Source organism: Gallibacterium sp. ZY190522 (genome assembly GCF_054166015.1).
Genome location: NZ_CM135118.1, coordinates 333,140 through 352,601 on the forward strand (window position 1 = coordinate 333,140; position 19,462 = coordinate 352,601).

The 19,462-nt window shown below is 38.5% G+C and carries 13 protein-coding genes and 2 pseudogenes; 10 read left to right on the forward strand and 5 right to left on the reverse strand.

Annotation, left to right across the window (positions count from 1 at the left end):
- Positions 1-7 precede the first annotated feature (7 nt).
- Entirely contained in the window at positions 8-1,435 is a 1,428-nt protein-coding gene (locus tag ACXPAV_RS01510) for an FAD-dependent oxidoreductase (protein WP_458003795.1), read from the forward strand.
- Between the two features lie 321 nt (positions 1,436-1,756).
- Entirely contained in the window at positions 1,757-3,217 is a 1,461-nt protein-coding gene (locus ACXPAV_RS01515) for a catalase (protein WP_039133197.1), read from the forward strand.
- 59 nt (positions 3,218-3,276) lie between these two features.
- Here the strand turns inward: ACXPAV_RS01515 and acs (ACXPAV_RS01520) are convergent.
- Positions 3,277-5,241: pseudogene (gene acs, locus ACXPAV_RS01520) on the reverse strand (acetate--CoA ligase).
- Between the two features lie 454 nt (positions 5,242-5,695).
- Here acs (ACXPAV_RS01520) and prpB point away from each other — a divergent pair.
- From prpB to cysK, 7 genes and pseudogenes are all read left to right on the forward strand, one after another.
- Positions 5,696-6,583 carry a methylisocitrate lyase gene (gene prpB / locus ACXPAV_RS01525; RefSeq protein WP_458003796.1) on the forward strand — a complete coding sequence of 296 codons (888 nt, stop codon included), beginning with the start codon at positions 5,696-5,698 and terminating at the stop codon, positions 6,581-6,583.
- Between the two features lie 55 nt (positions 6,584-6,638).
- A complete protein-coding gene (locus ACXPAV_RS01530; RefSeq protein WP_458003797.1) occupies positions 6,639-7,049 on the forward strand; it encodes a citrate/2-methylcitrate synthase in 411 nt (136 codons plus the stop codon).
- Entirely contained in the window at positions 6,997-7,758 is a 762-nt protein-coding gene (locus tag ACXPAV_RS01535; protein WP_458003798.1) for a citrate/2-methylcitrate synthase, read from the forward strand. Before ACXPAV_RS01530 ends, ACXPAV_RS01535 begins: the two co-directional genes overlap by 53 nt.
- A gap of 143 nt (positions 7,759-7,901) precedes the next feature.
- Positions 7,902-10,496 (forward strand): annotated as a pseudogene (gene acnD, locus ACXPAV_RS01540) (Fe/S-dependent 2-methylisocitrate dehydratase AcnD).
- A gap of 51 nt (positions 10,497-10,547) precedes the next feature.
- Positions 10,548-11,723 carry a 2-methylaconitate cis-trans isomerase PrpF gene (prpF, locus tag ACXPAV_RS01545; protein WP_458003799.1) on the forward strand — a complete coding sequence of 392 codons (1,176 nt, stop codon included), beginning with the start codon at positions 10,548-10,550 and terminating at the stop codon, positions 11,721-11,723.
- A 277-nt stretch (positions 11,724-12,000) separates the two neighbouring features.
- On the forward strand, positions 12,001-13,965 hold the full coding sequence (acs, locus tag ACXPAV_RS01550) for an acetate--CoA ligase (protein ID WP_458003800.1): 1,965 nt from the start codon (positions 12,001-12,003) through the stop codon (positions 13,963-13,965).
- Between the two features lie 206 nt (positions 13,966-14,171).
- A complete protein-coding gene (cysK, locus tag ACXPAV_RS01555; protein ID WP_458003801.1) occupies positions 14,172-15,122 on the forward strand; it encodes a cysteine synthase A in 951 nt (316 codons plus the stop codon).
- A 74-nt stretch (positions 15,123-15,196) separates the two neighbouring features.
- On the opposite strand, the gene ACXPAV_RS01560 is transcribed toward cysK, so the two are convergent.
- Both ACXPAV_RS01560 and ACXPAV_RS01565 read right to left on the reverse strand, forming a co-directional pair.
- Positions 15,197-15,658, reverse strand: a complete 462-nt coding sequence (locus ACXPAV_RS01560) for an NUDIX hydrolase (protein WP_458003802.1) — start codon at positions 15,656-15,658, stop codon at positions 15,197-15,199.
- Positions 15,652-16,332, reverse strand: coding sequence for a pseudouridine synthase (locus ACXPAV_RS01565; protein WP_458003803.1), 681 nt, complete (start codon positions 16,330-16,332; stop codon positions 15,652-15,654). The genes ACXPAV_RS01560 and ACXPAV_RS01565 overlap by 7 nt, the downstream gene beginning before the upstream one ends.
- Positions 16,333-16,495: 163 nt before the next feature.
- On the opposite strand from ACXPAV_RS01565, the gene icd reads away from it, so the two are divergent.
- On the forward strand, positions 16,496-17,749 hold the full coding sequence (icd, locus tag ACXPAV_RS01570; protein WP_013745339.1) for an NADP-dependent isocitrate dehydrogenase: 1,254 nt from the start codon (positions 16,496-16,498) through the stop codon (positions 17,747-17,749).
- A 92-nt stretch (positions 17,750-17,841) separates the two neighbouring features.
- On the opposite strand, the gene cysZ is transcribed toward icd, so the two are convergent.
- A complete protein-coding gene (gene cysZ, locus ACXPAV_RS01575; protein WP_458004377.1) occupies positions 17,842-18,588 on the reverse strand; it encodes a sulfate transporter CysZ in 747 nt (248 codons plus the stop codon).
- Between the two features lie 13 nt (positions 18,589-18,601).
- Positions 18,602-19,444, reverse strand: a complete 843-nt coding sequence (locus ACXPAV_RS01580) for a patatin-like phospholipase family protein (RefSeq protein ID WP_065230920.1) — start codon at positions 19,442-19,444, stop codon at positions 18,602-18,604.
- Between the last annotated feature and the right edge of the window lie 18 nt (positions 19,445-19,462).

A 19,462-nucleotide genomic window follows, 5' to 3' on the forward strand; every position in this document is an offset into this window, starting at 1 on the left:
AAAAACAATGAGCCAGCAAGGAAATATTTATCAGTTTATTGATTTACCTAGGATTGACCCTCAGAAAAAATCGTTAGAACAACGTAAAACAAAATTTATTGAAATTTATCAAATTTTTGATGAATCACAGGCAAAAGCACAAGCTGATCGCTGTTTAGCCTGTGGTAATCCATATTGCCAACATCGTTGTCCGTTACATAATAATATTCCGGATTGGTTAAAGTTAACCTATGAAGGACGCATTATTGAGGCGGCGGAATTGGCACACGAAACTAATACATTACCTGAAGTATGTGGTCGAGTTTGTCCTCAGGATCGTTTGTGTGAGGGGGCCTGCACCTTAAATGCCGAATTTGGTGCGGTAACGATTGGTAATATTGAAAAATATATTACTGAAACTGCATTTGAAATGGGATGGCGACCTAAAGTCAACAATGTTGAAAAAAGCGGCAAACGTGTGGCGGTAATTGGCGCTGGTCCGGCAGGATTGGGTTGTGCAGAACAGCTGATTAGAAATGGTGTTGCTGTTACAGTTTATGAGCGTCAGGCTGAAATTGGTGGTCTGCTGACTTACGGTATTCCTGCATTTAAACTTGAGAAAGAGGTGATGAAACGCCGTCGTGAAATTTTCACAGAAATGGGAATTGAGTTTAAATTGGGAGTCAATATTGGTGAAGATATTCAGTTATCCGAGATTATTGAACAGTATGATGCCGTTTTTCTTGGGGTAGGGACTTATCAAGGAATGAAAGCCAATATTCCGAATGAAGATGCGGAAGGCGTTTATTCTGCATTGCCTTTTTTAATCGCCAATACACAGCAGTTACTAGGGCAAAACCCGGATAATTATGTTTCTATGGCTGGAAAACGTGTGGTAGTGCTGGGCGGTGGCGATACTGCAATGGATTGTGTTCGTACTTCTATACGTCAACAGGCAGCTGAAGTAACTTGTGTGTATCGGCGAGATCAAGCCAATATGCCGGGAAGCCGTAAAGAATTTATTAATGCGAAAGAAGAGGGCGTGCAGTTCCAATTTAATGCTCAACCGGTGGCGATTGAAGCGGAGCCGGTTGCTGTTCATATTGAAAACGGTCGTGTTACCGGCATTGAAGTAGTGGAAACAACAATGGGTGAACCTGATCAAAATGGTCGCCGTCGAGCAGAAATCATTGAAGGCAGTGAGCGTATTATTCCTTGTGATGCAGTGATCATTGCTTTTGGTTTTGCTCCACATCAAATGCCATTTCTTGCTGATGTCGGTGTTACTACCGATGCTCAAGGACGTATTGAAGCAAAAGGTGAATTTAAGCAACAAACCGCTAATCCGAAAGTATTCGCCGGTGGTGATGTCACCAGAGGTTCTGATTTAGTTGTTACCGCAATAGCGGAAGGCAGGGATGCAGCTAAAGGGATTTTGGATTATTTTGGTATTTAAATAGTCGAATAACAATATTATCTGCACTTTAAGTTTTCTTGAAGTGCAGATTTTTTATGCCGGACGGTATTATCCCTTGAAAAGATAAATTGTCAGGTATATTTCAATTCATCTAGCTCTGTATCAACTATTCTATAGTTTCTATTATTTTAAAAGATTAATTCTATTGATTTTTATATTATTGATTTTTAAAACTAATTAATAATGTTTGTTATTAACCTATTAATTTAATATAAGTATCCTTTTTTATAGTAAATATAATGTTTTAGTCTCATTTTTATCGTAAAAATGAAGACATCATACTATCAGGGAGAAAATATTATGAGTGAAAAATTCAAGGGGAAATGCCCGGTAACCCATCTCACAACCGATTTCGGTGCGCCGGTGGTGGATAACCAAAACAGTTTAACCGCAGGTCCTCGAGGCCCATTATTGGCACAAGATATTTGGTTACAGGAGAAGTTGGCTAATTTTGTTAGAGAAGTAATTCCTGAACGCAGAATGCACGCTAAAGGTTCTGGCGCATTCGGTACTTTTACGGTAACACACGATATTACAAAATATACTCGAGCTAAAATTTTTAGTGAAGTTGGTAAAAAAACAGAAATGTTTGCCCGTTTTACGACCGTAGCAGGTGAACGTGGAGCGGCAGATGCAGAGCGAGACATTCGAGGATTTGCTTTAAAATTTTATACTGAAGAAGGAAACTGGGATTTAGTCGGCAATAATACGCCGGTCTTTTTTATTCGTGATCCGCGTAAGTTTCCAGATTTAAATAAAGCCGTGAAACGTGATCCGCGAACAAATTTACGTTCAGCTACTTATAATTGGGATTTCTGGACATTGTTACCGGAAGCGCTTCATCAGATTACGATTGTAATGAGTGATCGTGGTATTCCAGCAAGTTATCGGCATATGAATGGTTTCGGATCACATACGTATAGTTTTATCAACGCAGAGAATGAGCGTTTTTGGGTAAAATTCCATTTTAAAACTCAACAAGGGATTAAAAATTTAACAGATGCAGAAGCGGAAGCTTTAATTGGTAAAGATCGTGAAAGCCACCAGCGTGATCTATATGAATCAATTGAGCGTGGTGATTTTCCAAAATGGACGATGTATGTCCAAATTATGCCGGAACAGGATGCAGAAAAAGTACCTTATCACCCATTTGATTTAACCAAAGTTTGGCCACATAAGGATTATCCTCTGATAGAAGTTGGTGAGTTTGAGTTAAACCGTAATCCGGAGAATTTTTTCTTAGATGTTGAGCAATCTGCATTTGCACCAAGTAATCTAGTTCCGGGAATTAGTGTTTCTCCTGATAGAATGTTGCAGGCACGTCTATTTAACTATGCAGATGCACAACGCTATCGTTTAGGTGTAAATTATCATCAAATTCCGGTGAACAGAGCACGTTGTCCGGTACATAGTAATCATCGTGATGGACAAGGTCGCGTGGATGGAAACTATGGTAGTTTGCCTCATTATGAACCGAATAGTTTTGGACAGTGGCAACAACAACCTCAATATAAAGAACCACCACTTAAAATTAACGGTGATGCGGATTTCTGGGATTATCGTGAAGATGATAATGATTATTTTAGCCAACCTCGTGCTTTGTTCCGTTTGATGACAGCAGAACAGAAGCAAGCGTTATTTGAAAATACAGCTCGAGCAATGGGCGATGCTCCTGATTTTATTAAGCAACGTCATATTGATAACTGTACGAAATGTGATCCTGAATATGGAGAAGGCGTAAGAAAAGCATTGGGCTTATAAATTTAATAAAAAATCGGGAAATGTTTCCCGATTTTTTTGAGGGTTATGTTGTTTTCAGGTTATAGAATTTGACGTTGTAACTGACCGATAATTTGAGGGCTTTCCAAAGTTGAAACATCTTGTGTAATCATTTCATTTTTCGCAATAGAACGTAGTAGGCGACGCATAATTTTGCCGGATCGAGTTTTCGGCAAATTGTCGGCAAAACGAATATCTTCAGGTCGGGCAATTTTACCGATTTCTTGAGATACCCATAATTTCAATTCTTCTGCCACCTGTTTGGCTTCATCATCGTCAATGGTTGCCTGATTAAGCACCACAAATGCCACAATTGATTCACCTTTAATTTCATCTGGTTTACCAACCACTGCCGCTTCGGCTACTTTTTCATTTGCCACTAATGCAGATTCAATTTCCATTGTACCTAAACGGTGACCAGAAACGTTAATAACATCATCCGTTCTTCCTAAAATCCAGAAATAACCATCTTCATCACGATAGGCAGTATCGCCGGTTACATAATATTTACCTCCTAACTCTTCAGGGAAATAGGTTTTCTTATAACGTTCATCGTCATTCCAAATAGTACGAACCATACAAGGGAAAGGGCGTTTAATCACTAATAAGCCACCTTTACCTTTTTCAATTTTTTCACCTTGTTCATTGACAACGTCCGCCATAATACCCGGTTGAGGTAGAGCACAAGAACCCGGTTTTAATGGGTTAATACCAGGTAATGGTGATAACATAATTGTACCGGTTTCAGTTTGCCACCAAGTATCGACAATAGGGCATTTACCTTTTCCAATCACTTCGTGATACCACATCCAGGCAGACGGGTTAATCGGTTCACCTGCCGTACCAAGTAAACGCAATGAAGAGAGAGCATATTTTTTCGGAATTTGATCGCCGAAACGTGTTAACGAGCGAAGTAAAGTGGGTGAAGTATGGAAAACGGTTACTTTATGACGTTGAATAATACGCCAAATACGTCCTGCATCCGGATAACTTGGCACACCTTCATACAACACTTGGGTTGCACCGCTTGAAAGCGGGCTATAACAGACTAATGAGTGACCAGTAATCCAACCTACATCAGCGGTACACCAAAATACATCGTTAGGTTTATAATCCATCAAATTGCGGAAGTGATGAATAACCACTAATAAATAACCGGCAGTGCTATGAACAATGCCTTTTGGTTTACCGGTTGACCCTGAGGTATACAGAATAAATAATGGATCTTCTGCATCCATCCATTCAGGTTCGCAGAAATCAGGTTGATGCATTGTTAATTCGTGTCACCAAAAATCACGTTCTTCATTCCACGGAGTGTCAACATTTAAACGGTAATAAACAATGACTTTTTCAACAGATTTTCAGCCGATTTCCAATGATTCGTCAACAATCTCTTTTAATGGAATAATTCTACCGCCGCGTAAGCTACCATTAGCAGTAATCACCATTTTAGCCTGAGCATCTTCAATACGATCACGTAAAGCACTGGCGGAGAAACCACCGAATACGACAGAGTGAATTGCTCCGATTCTTGCACACGCTTGCATTGCAATCACCGCTTCAACGATCATCGGCATATAAATAATTACGCGATCACCTTTTTTGATGCCTTGTTCACGTAAAGCGTTGGCAAAACGACAAACACGATTGTGTAGCTGTTTATAGGTGTAAGTATTGACCTGACCAAAATCAGATTCAAACAAAATCGCAATTTTATCGCCTTTATCCGGTAAATGGCGATCCAAACAGTTCCAAGAAACATTGAGTTTTCCATCAATAAACCATTTATAAAACGGCGCATTGCTGCCGTCAAACGGCGTTACAAACGGTTTTTTCCAACTGATGAGTTCTCGTGCCAGATCTGCCCAATAATTCACATAATCCTTATCGGCAAAATCCCATAATTGTTGGTATTTCTCGTCATCGCCAATATTTGCCTGTTGACGGAAGTCATTACTTGGCGGGAAAACACGAGTTTCTTTAAGAACAGAATCTATTTGCTGCATAATCATCTCCTTTATCGATGGTGGATAAAAAAAGCGATGCACTGCTGACGAATCGCCAAATATTTTTGCCTTTGTTTTTATTACGTTATATAAAAGTTAAAAAATGATCAAATAAAAGTTAATTAAATTTTGGTGTATAGATCACATTTTTAAAAAATGTGATTAAAAAGAAATAAAAATAAATCTTTAAAAAAGGATATTAACGCTAAAGAGTTAATAAAAAAATATTGGTTTTATTGTTTTATCTTTATGAATTTATTGATTTTATTTTTATTAATAAACTAGGTTAATCAAATTTAATAGCAAATTTTAAACAAATTTAATAAATGTTAATTTTTATTTTTTATTAATTTTTTATTAAAAATATGTTTCAAACAAATAAATTAAAATGCTACATTCTTTGTGTATAGAAATTATACATACCCAAATTTAACTTTATTTTGAGGATATATGTATGAACAGTGCAGGTAAAAAATTTAGAGAAGTTTTAAAGCAAACATCACCATTACAAATTGTTGGAACTATTAACGCTTATCAGGCTTTGCAGGCAACGAGAGTGGGGCATAAAGCAATCTATTTATCAGGTGGTGGGATTGCCAATGCCTCTTATGGATTACCGGATTTGGGAATGACAATGATCGAAGATGTTTGTGTTGATATCAGACGTATTACCGCAGTTTGTGATACACCGTTGATTGTCGATGCAGATACCGGTTGGGGGCACGCATTTAATGTTGCTAGAACAGTTAAAGAATTTATCAGAGCAGGAGCAGCCGGTTTACATATTGAGGATCAGGTTGCGGCGAAACGATGTGGCCATAGACCGAATAAAGAATTGGTTTCCACAGAAGAAATGTGTGATCGCATCAAAGCGGCAGTGGATGCAAAACAACAATTGGATCCGGACTTTTTTATTATAGCGAGAACAGATGCGCACGCTAGTGAAGGTCAGGAAGCAGCAATTTCTCGTGCTAAAGCTTATGTTGAGGCTGGAGCGGATGCGATTTTTGCGGAAGCAATTCATACGTTGGAAGAGTACAAACAGTTTGTTGAGGCGGTAAAGGTACCGGTTTTAGCCAATATTACCGAATTCGGTGCAACACCTTTATTTACAGTGGATGAGTTGGCTTCGGTTGGTGTGTCGATGGTGCTGTATCCATTATCTGCATTTCGAGCAATGAATAAAGCTGCATTACACGTTTATCAAGAATTGAAAGAGAAAGGAACACAAAAGGATGTGTTGGATACCATGCAAACAAGGATGGAATTATACGATATGTTGAATTATCACGCTTATGAGCAAAAAATGGACGAATTATTTTCCAAAGGCAAAGCCAAGTAGTTGAGAAGTAAGGCTTTCTATCTGAAATTCATCAAATGCTACTAAGGGGGCAAAAATGAGTGGTTTAGCGGGCATTACCGCAGGAAGTTCTGCAATCTGTACATGTGGATTAGGAAATGGTTTGAATTATCGTGGATATGCGATACAGGATCTGGCATTAAAAGCGGATTTTGAAGAAGTCGCTTATCTTCTTTTAGTTGGCGAATTACCTAATCAGAAACAATTAAATGACTTTAGAAGAAAAATTATTGCTGCAAGAGAGTTACCGATTGCAGTTAAGAATGTACTTAAGTCAATTCCGGCTTCTTCCCATCCAATGGATGTTATGCGAACAGCAACCTCTGCATTGGGGTGTGTTGAACCGGAAAAAGAGGATTTTTCAGATCAATTACCGAAAGCGATTCGCTTATTAGGTGCGCTCCCTTCTTTTCTTATCTTATCTTATCTATTGGCATCACTGGCATAAGCACGGTAAGGAGATCGATCTGATTTCCGAGCAAACTACAATGGCAGGTTATATCTTAGAAAGATTAAAAGTGAAAAAACCGTTAGATATTGAAGTTAAAGCAATGAATGCAATGTTAACGCTTTATGCTGAACACGAATTCAATGCCTCTACCTTTGCCAACAGAATTGCGGCTTCTACTTTATCCGATATTTATTCCTGCATCACTGCTGGTATTGCTGCCTTAAAAGGACGCTTACACGGTGGTGCTAATGAAGTTGCGGTTAAATTTGTATTGCAATTTGATAGCGTGGAACAAGCGTTAAAATCCGTTGACGAACTCTTTGCCAGAAAAGAAAAAATTATGGGATTCGGTCATCGCGTTTATCGTGATTTGGATCCAAGATCACCGGTCGGGTTTGAGTTGGCTTCAGAATTGAAAGAGTTGGAAACGTCTGATCCGAAATTATTTGATATTGCTAAAGCGATTCGTGACAAAGTAAAAGCGGAAAAAGGTTTACCGGATAATATCGATTTCTTTGGTGGTTTAATTTATCACTATATGGAAATTGAACGTTTATATTATACGCCGTTATTTATTATGTCTCGTGCCGCAGGTTGGGCTGCACACGCATTTGAACAAAGAGCAAATAATAAAATTATTCGACCTAATTCTGAATATACCGGCCCGGCACCAAGAGCATTTATTCCTTTATCAGAAAGAGAATAAAGCTAAAATTAAGTTAGCAGTTTTGCTAACTTAATTTATCGTGATTTGTGGTACAGGGTAATAATGACATTACCCTGAAAAGTCCGATTAAAAATAAAATGATCCGCTGTGAACAATAATGAAAGCAATCTGTGGAGATCACGATGAACAATAAAAAATATCTCAAAGATTTACCGGATATGCCCGGTGTTAAATATTATGATATTAAATCGGCGATAGAAGATATTTCCCCTCATTCATTTTCTAAATTAAATTATACTTCAAGAGTGTTGGCAGAAAATTTATTAAGAAAATGTCCTGAAGAAGATTTAAAAGATTCTCTGATTCAATTAATAGAAAAAAGAACGGATAAAGATTTTCCTTGGTATCCATCTCGTGTGATTTGTCACGATATTTTAGGCTTAACCGCATTTGTTGATTTGGCTGGATTGCGTGAAGCAGTGGCAGAAAAGGGTGGCGATGCTAAAAAAGTCAATCCGGTCGTGCCGACACAACTTATAGTTGACCATTCTCTTGCGGTCGAATGTGGCGGATATGATCCGGATGCCTTTAGAAAAAATCGTGAAATTGAAGATAGACGCAATGCGGACAGATTTCATTTCATTAACTGGGTAAAACAAGCCTTTAATAATGTGGATGTGATTCCGCCGGGCAACGGCATTATGCATCAAATTAATTTGGAAAAAATGTCGCCGGTGATTCATTTAAATGACGGCATTGCTTCTCCTGATACTTTGGGCGGAACAGACTCACATACACCGCACGTTGATGCGTTAGGGGTTATTGCCGTTGGCGTGGGCGGTTTGGAAGCAGAAAATGTGATGTTGGGAAACCCTTCTTATATGAGAGTGCCGGAAATTATTGGTGTTGAAATTACAGGTACTCGGGCAGCAGGAATTACAGCAACCGATATTGCATTATCATTAACTTCGTTTTTAAGACAAAATAATGTGATTTCCGCTTATTTAGAATTTTATGGTTTAGGAATTAAATATTTAAATTTAGGTGATCGGGCTACTATTGCTAATATGACACCTGAATATGGAGCAAGCGCCGGTATTTTTGCTATTGATGAACAGACGCTTGCTTATTTAAGAACAACTGGAAGAGAAGAAAAACAGGTTCGATTAGTAGAATCCTATGCCAAAGCAAATGGGTTATGGGCGGATAGTTTAAGTAATGCTACTTATGCAAGAACATTGAAATTTGATTTAAGTTCAGTTGTAAGAAGTTTGGCTGGACCATCGAAACCACATAAATTAGTGCCGACAACCATATTAAAAGCAGAAGGCATTGCCAAACCATTACCACCAAAAGACGATAAACTTCCGGATGGTGCTATTTTAATTGCTGCTATTACTTCCTGCACTAATACTTCCAATCCGCGTAATATTATTGCCGCCGCATTGGTTGCGAAAAAAGCGAATCAGCTTGGTTTGAAACGGAAACCTTGGGTGAAATCCTCATTAGCACCAGGCTCTAGAGTGATAGAAGTTTATCTCAAAGCCGCTGGGTTATTGCCGGAATTAGAAAAATTAGGATTCGGTATAGTTGGTTTTGCTTGTACTACTTGTAATGGGATGTCTGGTGTACTTGATCCGAAAATTCAACAGGAAGTGCTTGAGAGAAATATTTATTCCACAGCCGTATTATCCGGCAATAGAAATTTTGACGGTAGAATTCACCCTTATGTTAAAGAAGCATTTTTGGCATCACCAGCATTAGTAGTCGCTTATGCATTGGTGGGAACAATTCGGTTTGATATTGAAAATGATGAATTAGGTAAGGATGTGGCTGGAAACAGCATTAAATTAGCGGATTTATGGCCTACGGACGAAGAGATCGATACGATTGAGAAAAAATACGTTAGACCGGAAATGTATAATGATGTTTATATTCCAATGTTTATTAAAGATGACAGCAACAGAAAAGATATGAGCCTGTTTTATCCTTGGAATAAACAATCCACCTATATTCAGAAACCGCCGTATTGGCAAGCGGAATATATGCAAATGCCGGCATTGAAAGGAATGAGAGCGTTGGGTGTTTTTCCAGATAACATTACAACCGATCATTTATCGCCATCGAATGCAATTTTGCCTACTTCTGCATCGGGCGAATATTGCTTAAAAATGGGATTGCCGGTAGCGGATTTGAATTCATATGCCACTCACCGCGGCGATCACAATACCGCATTGCGAGCAACTCTAGCGAATCCAAAATTATTTAATGAAATGGTCAAAAATGCAGATGGTAGTGTTAAACAAGGGTCACTCACTAAAATTATGCCTGAAGGCAAAGAATCCAGAATGTGGGAAGCGATTGAACATTATATGGCGAAAAAACAGCCATTAATTATCATTGCTGGTATTAATTATGGACAAGGTAGTTCACGTGACTGAGCAGCAAAAGGGGTGAGATTGGCTGGTGTTGAAGTGGTGATTGCCGAATCAATAGAGCGGATTCACCGCACGAATTTAGTTGGAATGGGGGTATTACCATTGCAATTTAAATCCGGTGACTCTCGCCATACTTATGCTATTGATGGTAGTGAACTGTTTGATATTGAAGGTGAAATCTCGCCAAGATGTGATTTAACTGTCGTGATGACAAGAAGTAATGGCGAAGTGGTTAAATTCCCTGTTTTATGTAGATTGGATACATCGGCTGAAGTTGAGGTGTATAAAAACGGTGGCATTTTGCAGAAATTTGCGAAAGATGTTGTCAATGCACAATAAATAGTAATCCGAAAACAATAAATAAACTATTTTGTTTTAAGGTGGAAATCTATGAGTGAGTATAAACCGCAAATTAAAATCAGAGCGACCTATATGCGTGGTGGCACTTCAAAAGGTACATTTATCAATATAGCGGATCTGCCCGAAGAGGTACGGCAAGATCCTAAAAAACGGGATAAATTGGTACAACGAATTGTAGGTAGTCCAGATCTCTATAAACAACAAATAGATGGAATGGGGGGCGCAACTTCTTCTACATCTAAGGTTGTGTTGGTTGGAAAAAGCACAGTTGCTAACCACGATGTCGATTACTATTTTTGTCAAGTCGCTATTGATAAAGATGTTGTTGATATGAGTGGTAATTGTGGCAATTTGTCCAGTGCAGTAGGGGCTTTTGCCATTAAAGAAGGTTTGGTGGAGAATGTTCCGGAAAATGGGATTTGTTGCGTAAGAATTTGGCAGGCTAATATCAAGAAAACGATTTTTTGCTATGTCAGAATGGTTAATGGTGTAGTGAAAGAAATAGGAGATTATTATATTGACGGAGTTGCTTTTCCAGCGGAAGAGATTGTCTTGGAATTTGTAGAACCAGTTGATCCGAATGATGCCTTATTTCCAACTGGAAATTTGGTTGATACTTTGACAGTACCTGAAATTGGTACACTTCAGGCTACCTTAATCACGGCTGGTATCCCGACAATTTTTGTGAATGCCGATGAAATTGGATATACAGGGAAAGAATTACAGCGTGATATTAATAGTGATCAAGCGGCATTAGATCGATTTGAACGCATTAGAATTGCCGGTGCATTGAAAATGGGCTTGATTGCCAATGAGAAAGAGGCTGAATCCAAACAGCATACGCCTAAAATTGCCTTTGTCGCACCGGCAAAAGATTTTATTACTTCAAGCGGTAAAGAGGTAAAAGCGGATAGCATTGATCTGCTTGTGCGAGCGTTATCTATGCAAAAATTGCATCACGCAATGATGGGAACAGCTTCTGTTGCAATTGGTGTTGCTGCTTGCATTCCTGGAACTTTGGTTAATTTGGCTGCCGGTGGGGGTGAGAAAAAAAGCGTTACATTCGGGCATCCATCAGGTGCCTTAAAAGTAGGAGCAATCATTGAAAATCAAAATGGTAAGCCAGTTGTGAAAAGTGCAACATTAAGCCGTAGTGCCAGAATTCTGATGGAAGGATATGTGTTTGTGCCGGCAGACACTTTCTGAATCTTTTAAAGCCGATAAAGCCGAGTGTTTATGCTCGGCTTCCAATATAAATCTAATTATTAATCATATTTTGGTTAATATTTAAACTCATTCCTTACTTATTTTTGTAAATTTTCTCATTCTAACAAAAATTTTTTCAAAAATGTGATCTATGCATCAAACATTTCATTAACTTTAAATTGCTTATTTTTTAACTTTTGTATAACTTAAAAGTTTCATTGGCGATTCGTAATGTGGTGTATCGCTTGCTTATCCATCAATAGAGGAGAAGAACCCTATGCAACAATTAGATTCAATTTTAAAAGAAGATCGAGTTTTTCCACCAAGTGATGAATTTCGACAACAAGCGAACATCGGCAATGATGAACAGTACCGACAATTATGGAAATTTGCAGATGAAGATTACCTACATTATTGGGCAGATTTGGCTAGAGAATTAATTAGTTGGAAAAAACCGTTTATGACTATTTTTGATGGCAGTAATGCACCGTTTTATAAATGGTTTATTGATGGCAAACTTAATGCCTCATATAACTGCTTGGATCGTCATCTTCCGGATAAAGGCAATAAAGTTGCTCTTATTTTTGAATCAGATTTCGGTCAGGTCAATACTTACACCTATAAACAGCTACACAACCGTGTCTGCCGTTTTGCTAATGCGCTGCGTGAACAAGGAGTGAAAAAAGGTGACCGTATTGTGATTTATATGCCAATGTTAGCAGAGGCTGTGATTGCAATGCAGGCGTGTGCCCGAATCGGTGCTATCCATTCCGTTGTTTTCGGAGGATTTTCAGCAAGTGCTTTGCGTGATCGTATTGAAGACGCTCAGGCTAAAATGGTGATTACAGCTAATGGAGGCTTACGTGGTGGAAAAATTATCCCATTAAAAGAAACGGTTGATAGCGCACTGGAGATGGGATGTGAGTCAATTGAAAAAGTGATTGTCTATTATCGTTTAAATATTGACACGCCGTGGCAAGAGGAACGTGATCTCTGGTGGCACGAACTTTCTAAAGATCAACCGGATTTTTGTGAACCGGAGTGGATGGATGCGGAAGAACCACTTTTTATTCTTTATACTTCTGGCTCAACCGGAAAACCAAAAGGCATTGTTCATAGCACTGCCGGTTATTTATTAGGCGCACTTAACAGCTTCCGTAATATTTTTGATAACAAAGCGGATGATGTGTATTGGTGTAGTGCCGATGTGGGCTGGATCACTGGTCACTCTTATGTTTGTTATGGGCCTTTGGCAAACGGAGCAACACAAGTGATTTATGAAGGTGTGCCGAGTTATCCGGATGCCGGACGTATTTGGCGTATTATTCAGCGTCATAAAGTGAATGTTTTCTACACTTCCCCAACCTTAATTCGTTCATTGACGCGTTTCGGTGATCACATTCCGCACAAATATGATCTCTCTTCATTGCGCTTATTGGGCAGTGTTGGTGAACCGATTAACCCATCGGCTTGGATGTGGTTTTATCAGGTTATTGGTAAGGAGAGATGTCCTATTGTGGATACTTGGTGGCAAACGGAAACAGGTTCAATTATGTTATCACCTTTGCCGGGAGTTACTGCGTTGAAACCAGGTTCTTGTACATTACCGCAACCGGGTATTATGGCAGATGTCGTTGATGAAGAGGGCAATAAAGTTACGAATGGTAATGGCGGTATGTTAGTGATTAAACGTCCGTTCCCGTCAATGTTACGTACTATTTGGAATGACGATGAACGTTATAAGAGAACTTATTTTCCTGAAGAGTTGGGTGGCAAATACTATGTTGCCGGTGACTCCGCGCACCGTGATGAAGATGGTTATTTTTGGATTTTAGGACGAACGGATGATGTATTGAATGTTTCTGGTCATCGTTTAGGCACAATGGAAATTGAATCAGCATTAGTAGCGAATGAAAAAGTTGCTGAAGCAGCGGTAGTCGGCAAGCCGGATGAAATCAAAGGTGAATCGATAGTAGCGTTTGTAGTGCTTAATCAAGCTCTCATTGATGATGATGAAGCAAAACAAGTGGCAGAAGAGTTGAAACAGTGGGTATCTCAAGAAATCGGTAAAATAGCACGACCTGAAGATATTCGCTTTGCTGACAACTTGCCAAAAACTCGTTCCGGCAAGATTATGCGCCGTCTATTGCGTTCTATTGCGAAAAATGAAGTGATTACCCAAGATGTTTCTACTTTAGAAAATCCGCAAATTATTGGACAGCTACAACGGCAAATTCTGTAATATTTAACGATATAACGCCCTGATTATTCAGGGCTTTTTTGTGTAAGCAACAAATTTTTATGCGCATTAAACAGCAGATATTATAACAAAAATCATCAATATTCTTTTTAGTTATAAAATATAGCCAATAACCATTATTCATATGTGTAAGTTAAGAGTAATCTAAGTCTATTCAAATAGATAAAACAGATTATTTAGGAGCAATTATGACTATTTATGCAGACAATTCATTAAGTATCGGGCATACACCGTTAGTGCGTTTACAACACTTTGGTCAAAATGGAAATTTAGTAGTAAAAGTAGAAGGTAGAAATCCCAGTTTTAGTGTGAAATGCCGTATCGGTGCCAATATGGTTTGGCAGGCGGAAAAAGATGGCATTCTTACCAAAGATAAAGAAATTATTGATGCAACCAGCGGTAATACCGGTATTGCTCTTGCTTATGTTGCAGCGGCAAGAGGTTATAAAATCACCATTACAATGCCGGAAACAATGAGTAATGAACGCAAAAAATTGCTTAAAAGTTTAGGTGTAAACCTTGTATTGACTGAAGGCACAAAAGGAATGAAAGGGGCGATAGCTAAAGCGGAAGAAATTTTGAATTCTGATCCTAATCGCTATGTAATGCTAAAACAGTTTGAAAATCCCGCTAACCCTGCGATTCACCGTCAGACTACTGGCCCAGAAATTTGGAACGATAGTGAAGGTAAAATTGATGTTTTAGTTGCTGGCGTGGGAACAGGCGGTACAATTACCGGTATTTCTCAATACATCAAATTAGATCAAAAGAAAAATATTATATCCGTAGCAGTTGAGCCGGAAGAATCGCCGGTGATTACGCAATATCTTGCAGGTGAAGAATTAAAGCCAGGCTCACACAAAATTCAAGGTATCGGCGCCGGCTTTATTCCCAAAAATCTTGATTTGTCTTTAATTGATCGTGTAGAAAAAGTGGATAGCGATACAGCGATTAAAACCGCATGTAAATTATTGGAAAAAGAGGGCTTATTAGTTGGCATTTCTTCCGGTGCGGCAGTGGCGGCAGCTGATCGTTTGGCAAAATTACCAGAGTTTAAAGATAAATTAATTGTAGCAATTTTGCCTTCTGCAGCGGAACGTTATTTAAGTACCCCTCTTTTCGCTGATATTGAAATTTAATTAATTATAAAATAATCATTCAGACTGCTTTAATAGCAGTCTGTCTTTTTATATCTGCAATGCTCACAAATTGCTTAAGTAAAATTAAAACTTTGTAATACCGACAAAGGGAAACGTTTTCCGGCAATGTAATCTTGTAATGCTTGCCAAACCAACGGATTACGAGCGGCATTCCCGGGCTGTTGAATATAATGCTGAAATTCATCAATTGTTAGCCATAATGCCCCACTGATGTCGCTGTCGTGCGGTTGCGTTTCTAGGCATTGCTCCAGTTCGACAATAAAAACAAAACGGAAATAATCTTTCCCGGAACGAGGCGCGTGCCACTGATAAACTCCTAATAATTGTTGCATTTCAGCGGTTATACCGGTCTCTTCAAACAGCTCACGTTTTGCGCCTTCTAATAAAGTTTCATTCTCTTCAAGATGACCGGCGGGTTGATTGAGCGTCATCTTGCCATATTCAAACTCTTCAACAAATAAAAACTTATCCTGACAATGCACAACGCAAGCCATTGTAATACGTGGATTTAACATAGTTGCTCCTTAATTTTAAGTTTTAATCGAGTCAATAATTGTTTTATTTCGTTCGGATTTAATGAATAACTGCAGCCAAGTTGTAGTTGAGGAAAATCGAAAAGATTCAAACCAGCGGTTGCTATGCGGATTAGTCGTAAAGTTGGGTAACCGATATGTGCAGTCATTCTCCGAATTTGACGATTTCTGCCTTCGTGAATAGAGATCTCTAACCAGCTGGTTGGAATAGTTTTTCGTTCCCTAATTGGCGGATTGCGTTGCCATAAATTTTGTGGTGGTGGAATTAATTTGACTATTGCTGGTAATGTTTTCCCATCTTTCAAAATGACACCTTGCCGTAACGATTCAAGATCTTGTTCGGACGGGATACCTTCTACTTGAACCCAGTAAGTTTTTTTCGATTTAAATGTTGGTGTAGTTAATCGATGTTGAATTTCTCCGTGATTAGTTAATAACAATAACCCTTCGCTATCACGATCCAAACGCCCACAAGGATAGATATTGGGAATATGGATAAAACTCTTTAAAGTTTTGCGTCCTTGTTCATCAGTAAATTGTGTCAGCACATCGTATGGCTTATTAAAAAGCACCACTTTAATTTGTTCTAAATGCAATTTTGGTTTTTCAGTGTGTCGATAACCTGTTTTTTTACGATGAGGATAAAATTTTTCCATAATAGTTTTTAAAAAAATGTTAAAAATGTGATGTAGTTAACTTGTCTATTATGCAGTTTATTTTATACTAAAAGCCGTTTTCTGTATTACTGATTGCATTTACTTTTGCAAAGGGCAAAGACAATCAGCGATTTTCTTTTTTTCTAACTGAAAAGGGCAAATTATGCAAACTCATATCCAAAAACCAACTCAAGGCGAAAAAATTCAACTTAATGCAAATGGTCAATTAACTGTTCCGGATCAACCGATTATTCCTTTTATCGAGGGGGATGGTATTGGGGTTGATGTTACGCCGGCAATGAAAAAAGTGATTGATGCCGCTGTTGAGAAGGCTTACGGCGGTAAACGTAAAATTCAGTGGATGGAAATTTATGCCGGCGGTAAGGCAAATCAATTATATGGTGGTGACACTTGGTTGCCGGATGAAACCGTTGCGGCGATTCGTGAATATCACGTTGCTATTAAAGGGCCGTTGATGACCCCGGTCGGTGGTGGTATTCGTTCTTTGAATGTGGCGATGCGTCAAGGTTTGGATCTTTATAACTGCTTGCGTCCAATTCGTTATTATGAAGGTACGCCAAGCCCGGTTAAACATCCTGAATTGGTTGATATGGTGATTTTCCGTGAAAACTCTGAAGATATTTATGCCGGAATTGAGTGGGTTGCCGGTTCAGCAGAAGCTAATAAGGTGATTGAGTTTTTACAAAAAGAGATGGGCGTGAAGAAAATTCGTTTCCCTGAAGATTGCGGAATTGGGGTTAAACCGGTTTCAAAACAGGGTACACAACGTTTAGTACGTGCTGCATTGCAGTATGTGATTGATAATAATCGTGATTCTTTAACTATTGTACATAAAGGTAATATTATGAAATTTACCGAAGGTGCATTTAAAGAATGGGGTTACCAAGTGGCGGCGGAATTCGGGGCAACTTTAATTGATAAAGGCCCGTGGATGAAATTGACCAATCCGAAAACTGGCAAAGAAATTGTGATTAAAGATTGTATTGCGGATGCTTTCTTGCAGGAAGTTCTTCTTCATCCGACAGAATATGATGTGATTGCAACATTAAACTTGAATGGTGACTATATTTCTGATGCGTTAGCGGCTCAAGTGGGCGGTATCGGTATTGCGCCAGGAGCAAATATCGGTACAGAAGCAGCGATTTTTGAAGCAACTCACGGTACTGCGCCGAAAATTGCAGGTAAAAATATCGGTAATCCGGGCTCATTGATTTTAAGCGGTGAAATGATGCTTCGTCACTTAGGCTGGTTTGAAGCCGCAGATTTGGTGGTGAATGCCGTTTCTAAAACGATTGCCAATAAGACAGTAACCGCAGATTTCGCAGATATGTTGGAAGGTGCAACTTTGCGTTCTACCGACGGCTTTGCTGATGATATTATTGCCAATATGGCATAAGCGTTTCGCTAAATTGATATCGTTTGAAAAAAGTCTTGCTTTTGCTAAATGAAAGCAAGACTTTTGTTTTGGGAAATTTTTTGATGGTCTGATTACTGATTGAGTTGTTTGTATTTATCCACCCAAAGTGCAGTTGCACCACAAACTGCAACCGGCATTACGATGAAATTTAATAACGGAATAAATGTACAGGCGGCAACTAAACTGCCGAAAGTAACATTCAATACACGATGTTGTGTTAATTGCTGTTGCATTTGTGGAAAGGCGATTTTGTGGTTATCAAACGGATAGTCGCAGTATTGAATGGCGAGCATCCACGCGGTGAACAGGAAAAACAGCACAGGAACAATAGTTTGCCCGAGAGCCGGAATAAACCCGAGAATAAAGAGCAAAATAAAACGTGGCAAGCTGTACCATAATTTTTGCCATTCACGTTTCATCATTCGAGGTAAATCTTTGATGAAATCTATAATACCATCGTTATTTCCTCCTTGTTTGGTCAGTAACATTTCTACTTTTTCCGCAAGCAATCCGTTAAATGGTGCAGCAATAAACCCAGCTAATGTTGTAAAAATAAAATAGTAGACTAACAGAATCATAATGACGGCCAAAGCGGTAATAATATATTTTAGCCAATCCAACCACGCCGGTATAAAAGAGAGCATCCAACTGGTTAAATCACCAATTTGGTTCATTAATAACCAGAAGACAAAACTGAGTAATAAAATATTGAGCAGAATAGGTATAATAACGAAGCGTTTTAACCCTTTTTGGCGAATTAAATGCCAGCCTATTACAAAATAGTGCCAGCCTTGTTTGATTTCTGAGTAATTCACGATATTTTCCTTATTTTTAATGTGATAAGTAATGTTTTAAGCCTGTTAATGCTTGATGAGCATCGGCTACGCCTAAATCATACATTGCTTGAATTTTGATAGGATCTTTCTCAATTCGTTTAATTGACAGTGTTTTTGAAGGTCTAAAAACAAAAATTTCACCTTTATTATCCGCTGTAATAACTTGTTCAATGCTTTGATTATAATTAAGATAACGTTGTGCCAAGCTAGTGACTAAATTTGGATATTTCGCATAAAATAATTTAAATAATAATGGATTAACCGCTTTTTTACGATAGCCTAATGGTCGAGTAAGGATAACAATAATTTTGTCATATCCTAATTGTTGGCATTTTTTTAACGGTATACTGTCAGCAATTCCACCATCTAAATAGCGTTTTCCATCAATTTCCACTATTTTAGAAACAAAAGGCATTGCAGAAGTGGCTCGTAAAACCTCCATTTGATCAAAAATATGCGATAGTTTGATATATTCAGCTTGACCAGTATCAATATTTGTTAATGTGGCATAGAAATCAATTCCGGAGTCAATGAATGCTTGCTCATCAAAACGATCGATATTAATTGGCAAATCATAAAAAGCAAAATCTTTGTTTATGATATTGCCGGTGGTGATGAGGCTGTGTAACCCCATATAACGTTTATCATTTACATATTTTAAGTTGTAACGTAAGGCACGACCTTTCTGTTTTGATGGATAATTTACACCAAATAAAACGCCAGCTGATACACCAACAATGCCATCCACGTGAATATCTTGTTCTAAAAAAACATCTAGAATACCAGCGGTATATAATCCTCGCATTGCTCCGCCTTCTAATACCAGACCTACTTTCATTTTCTCCTCTCCTATTTT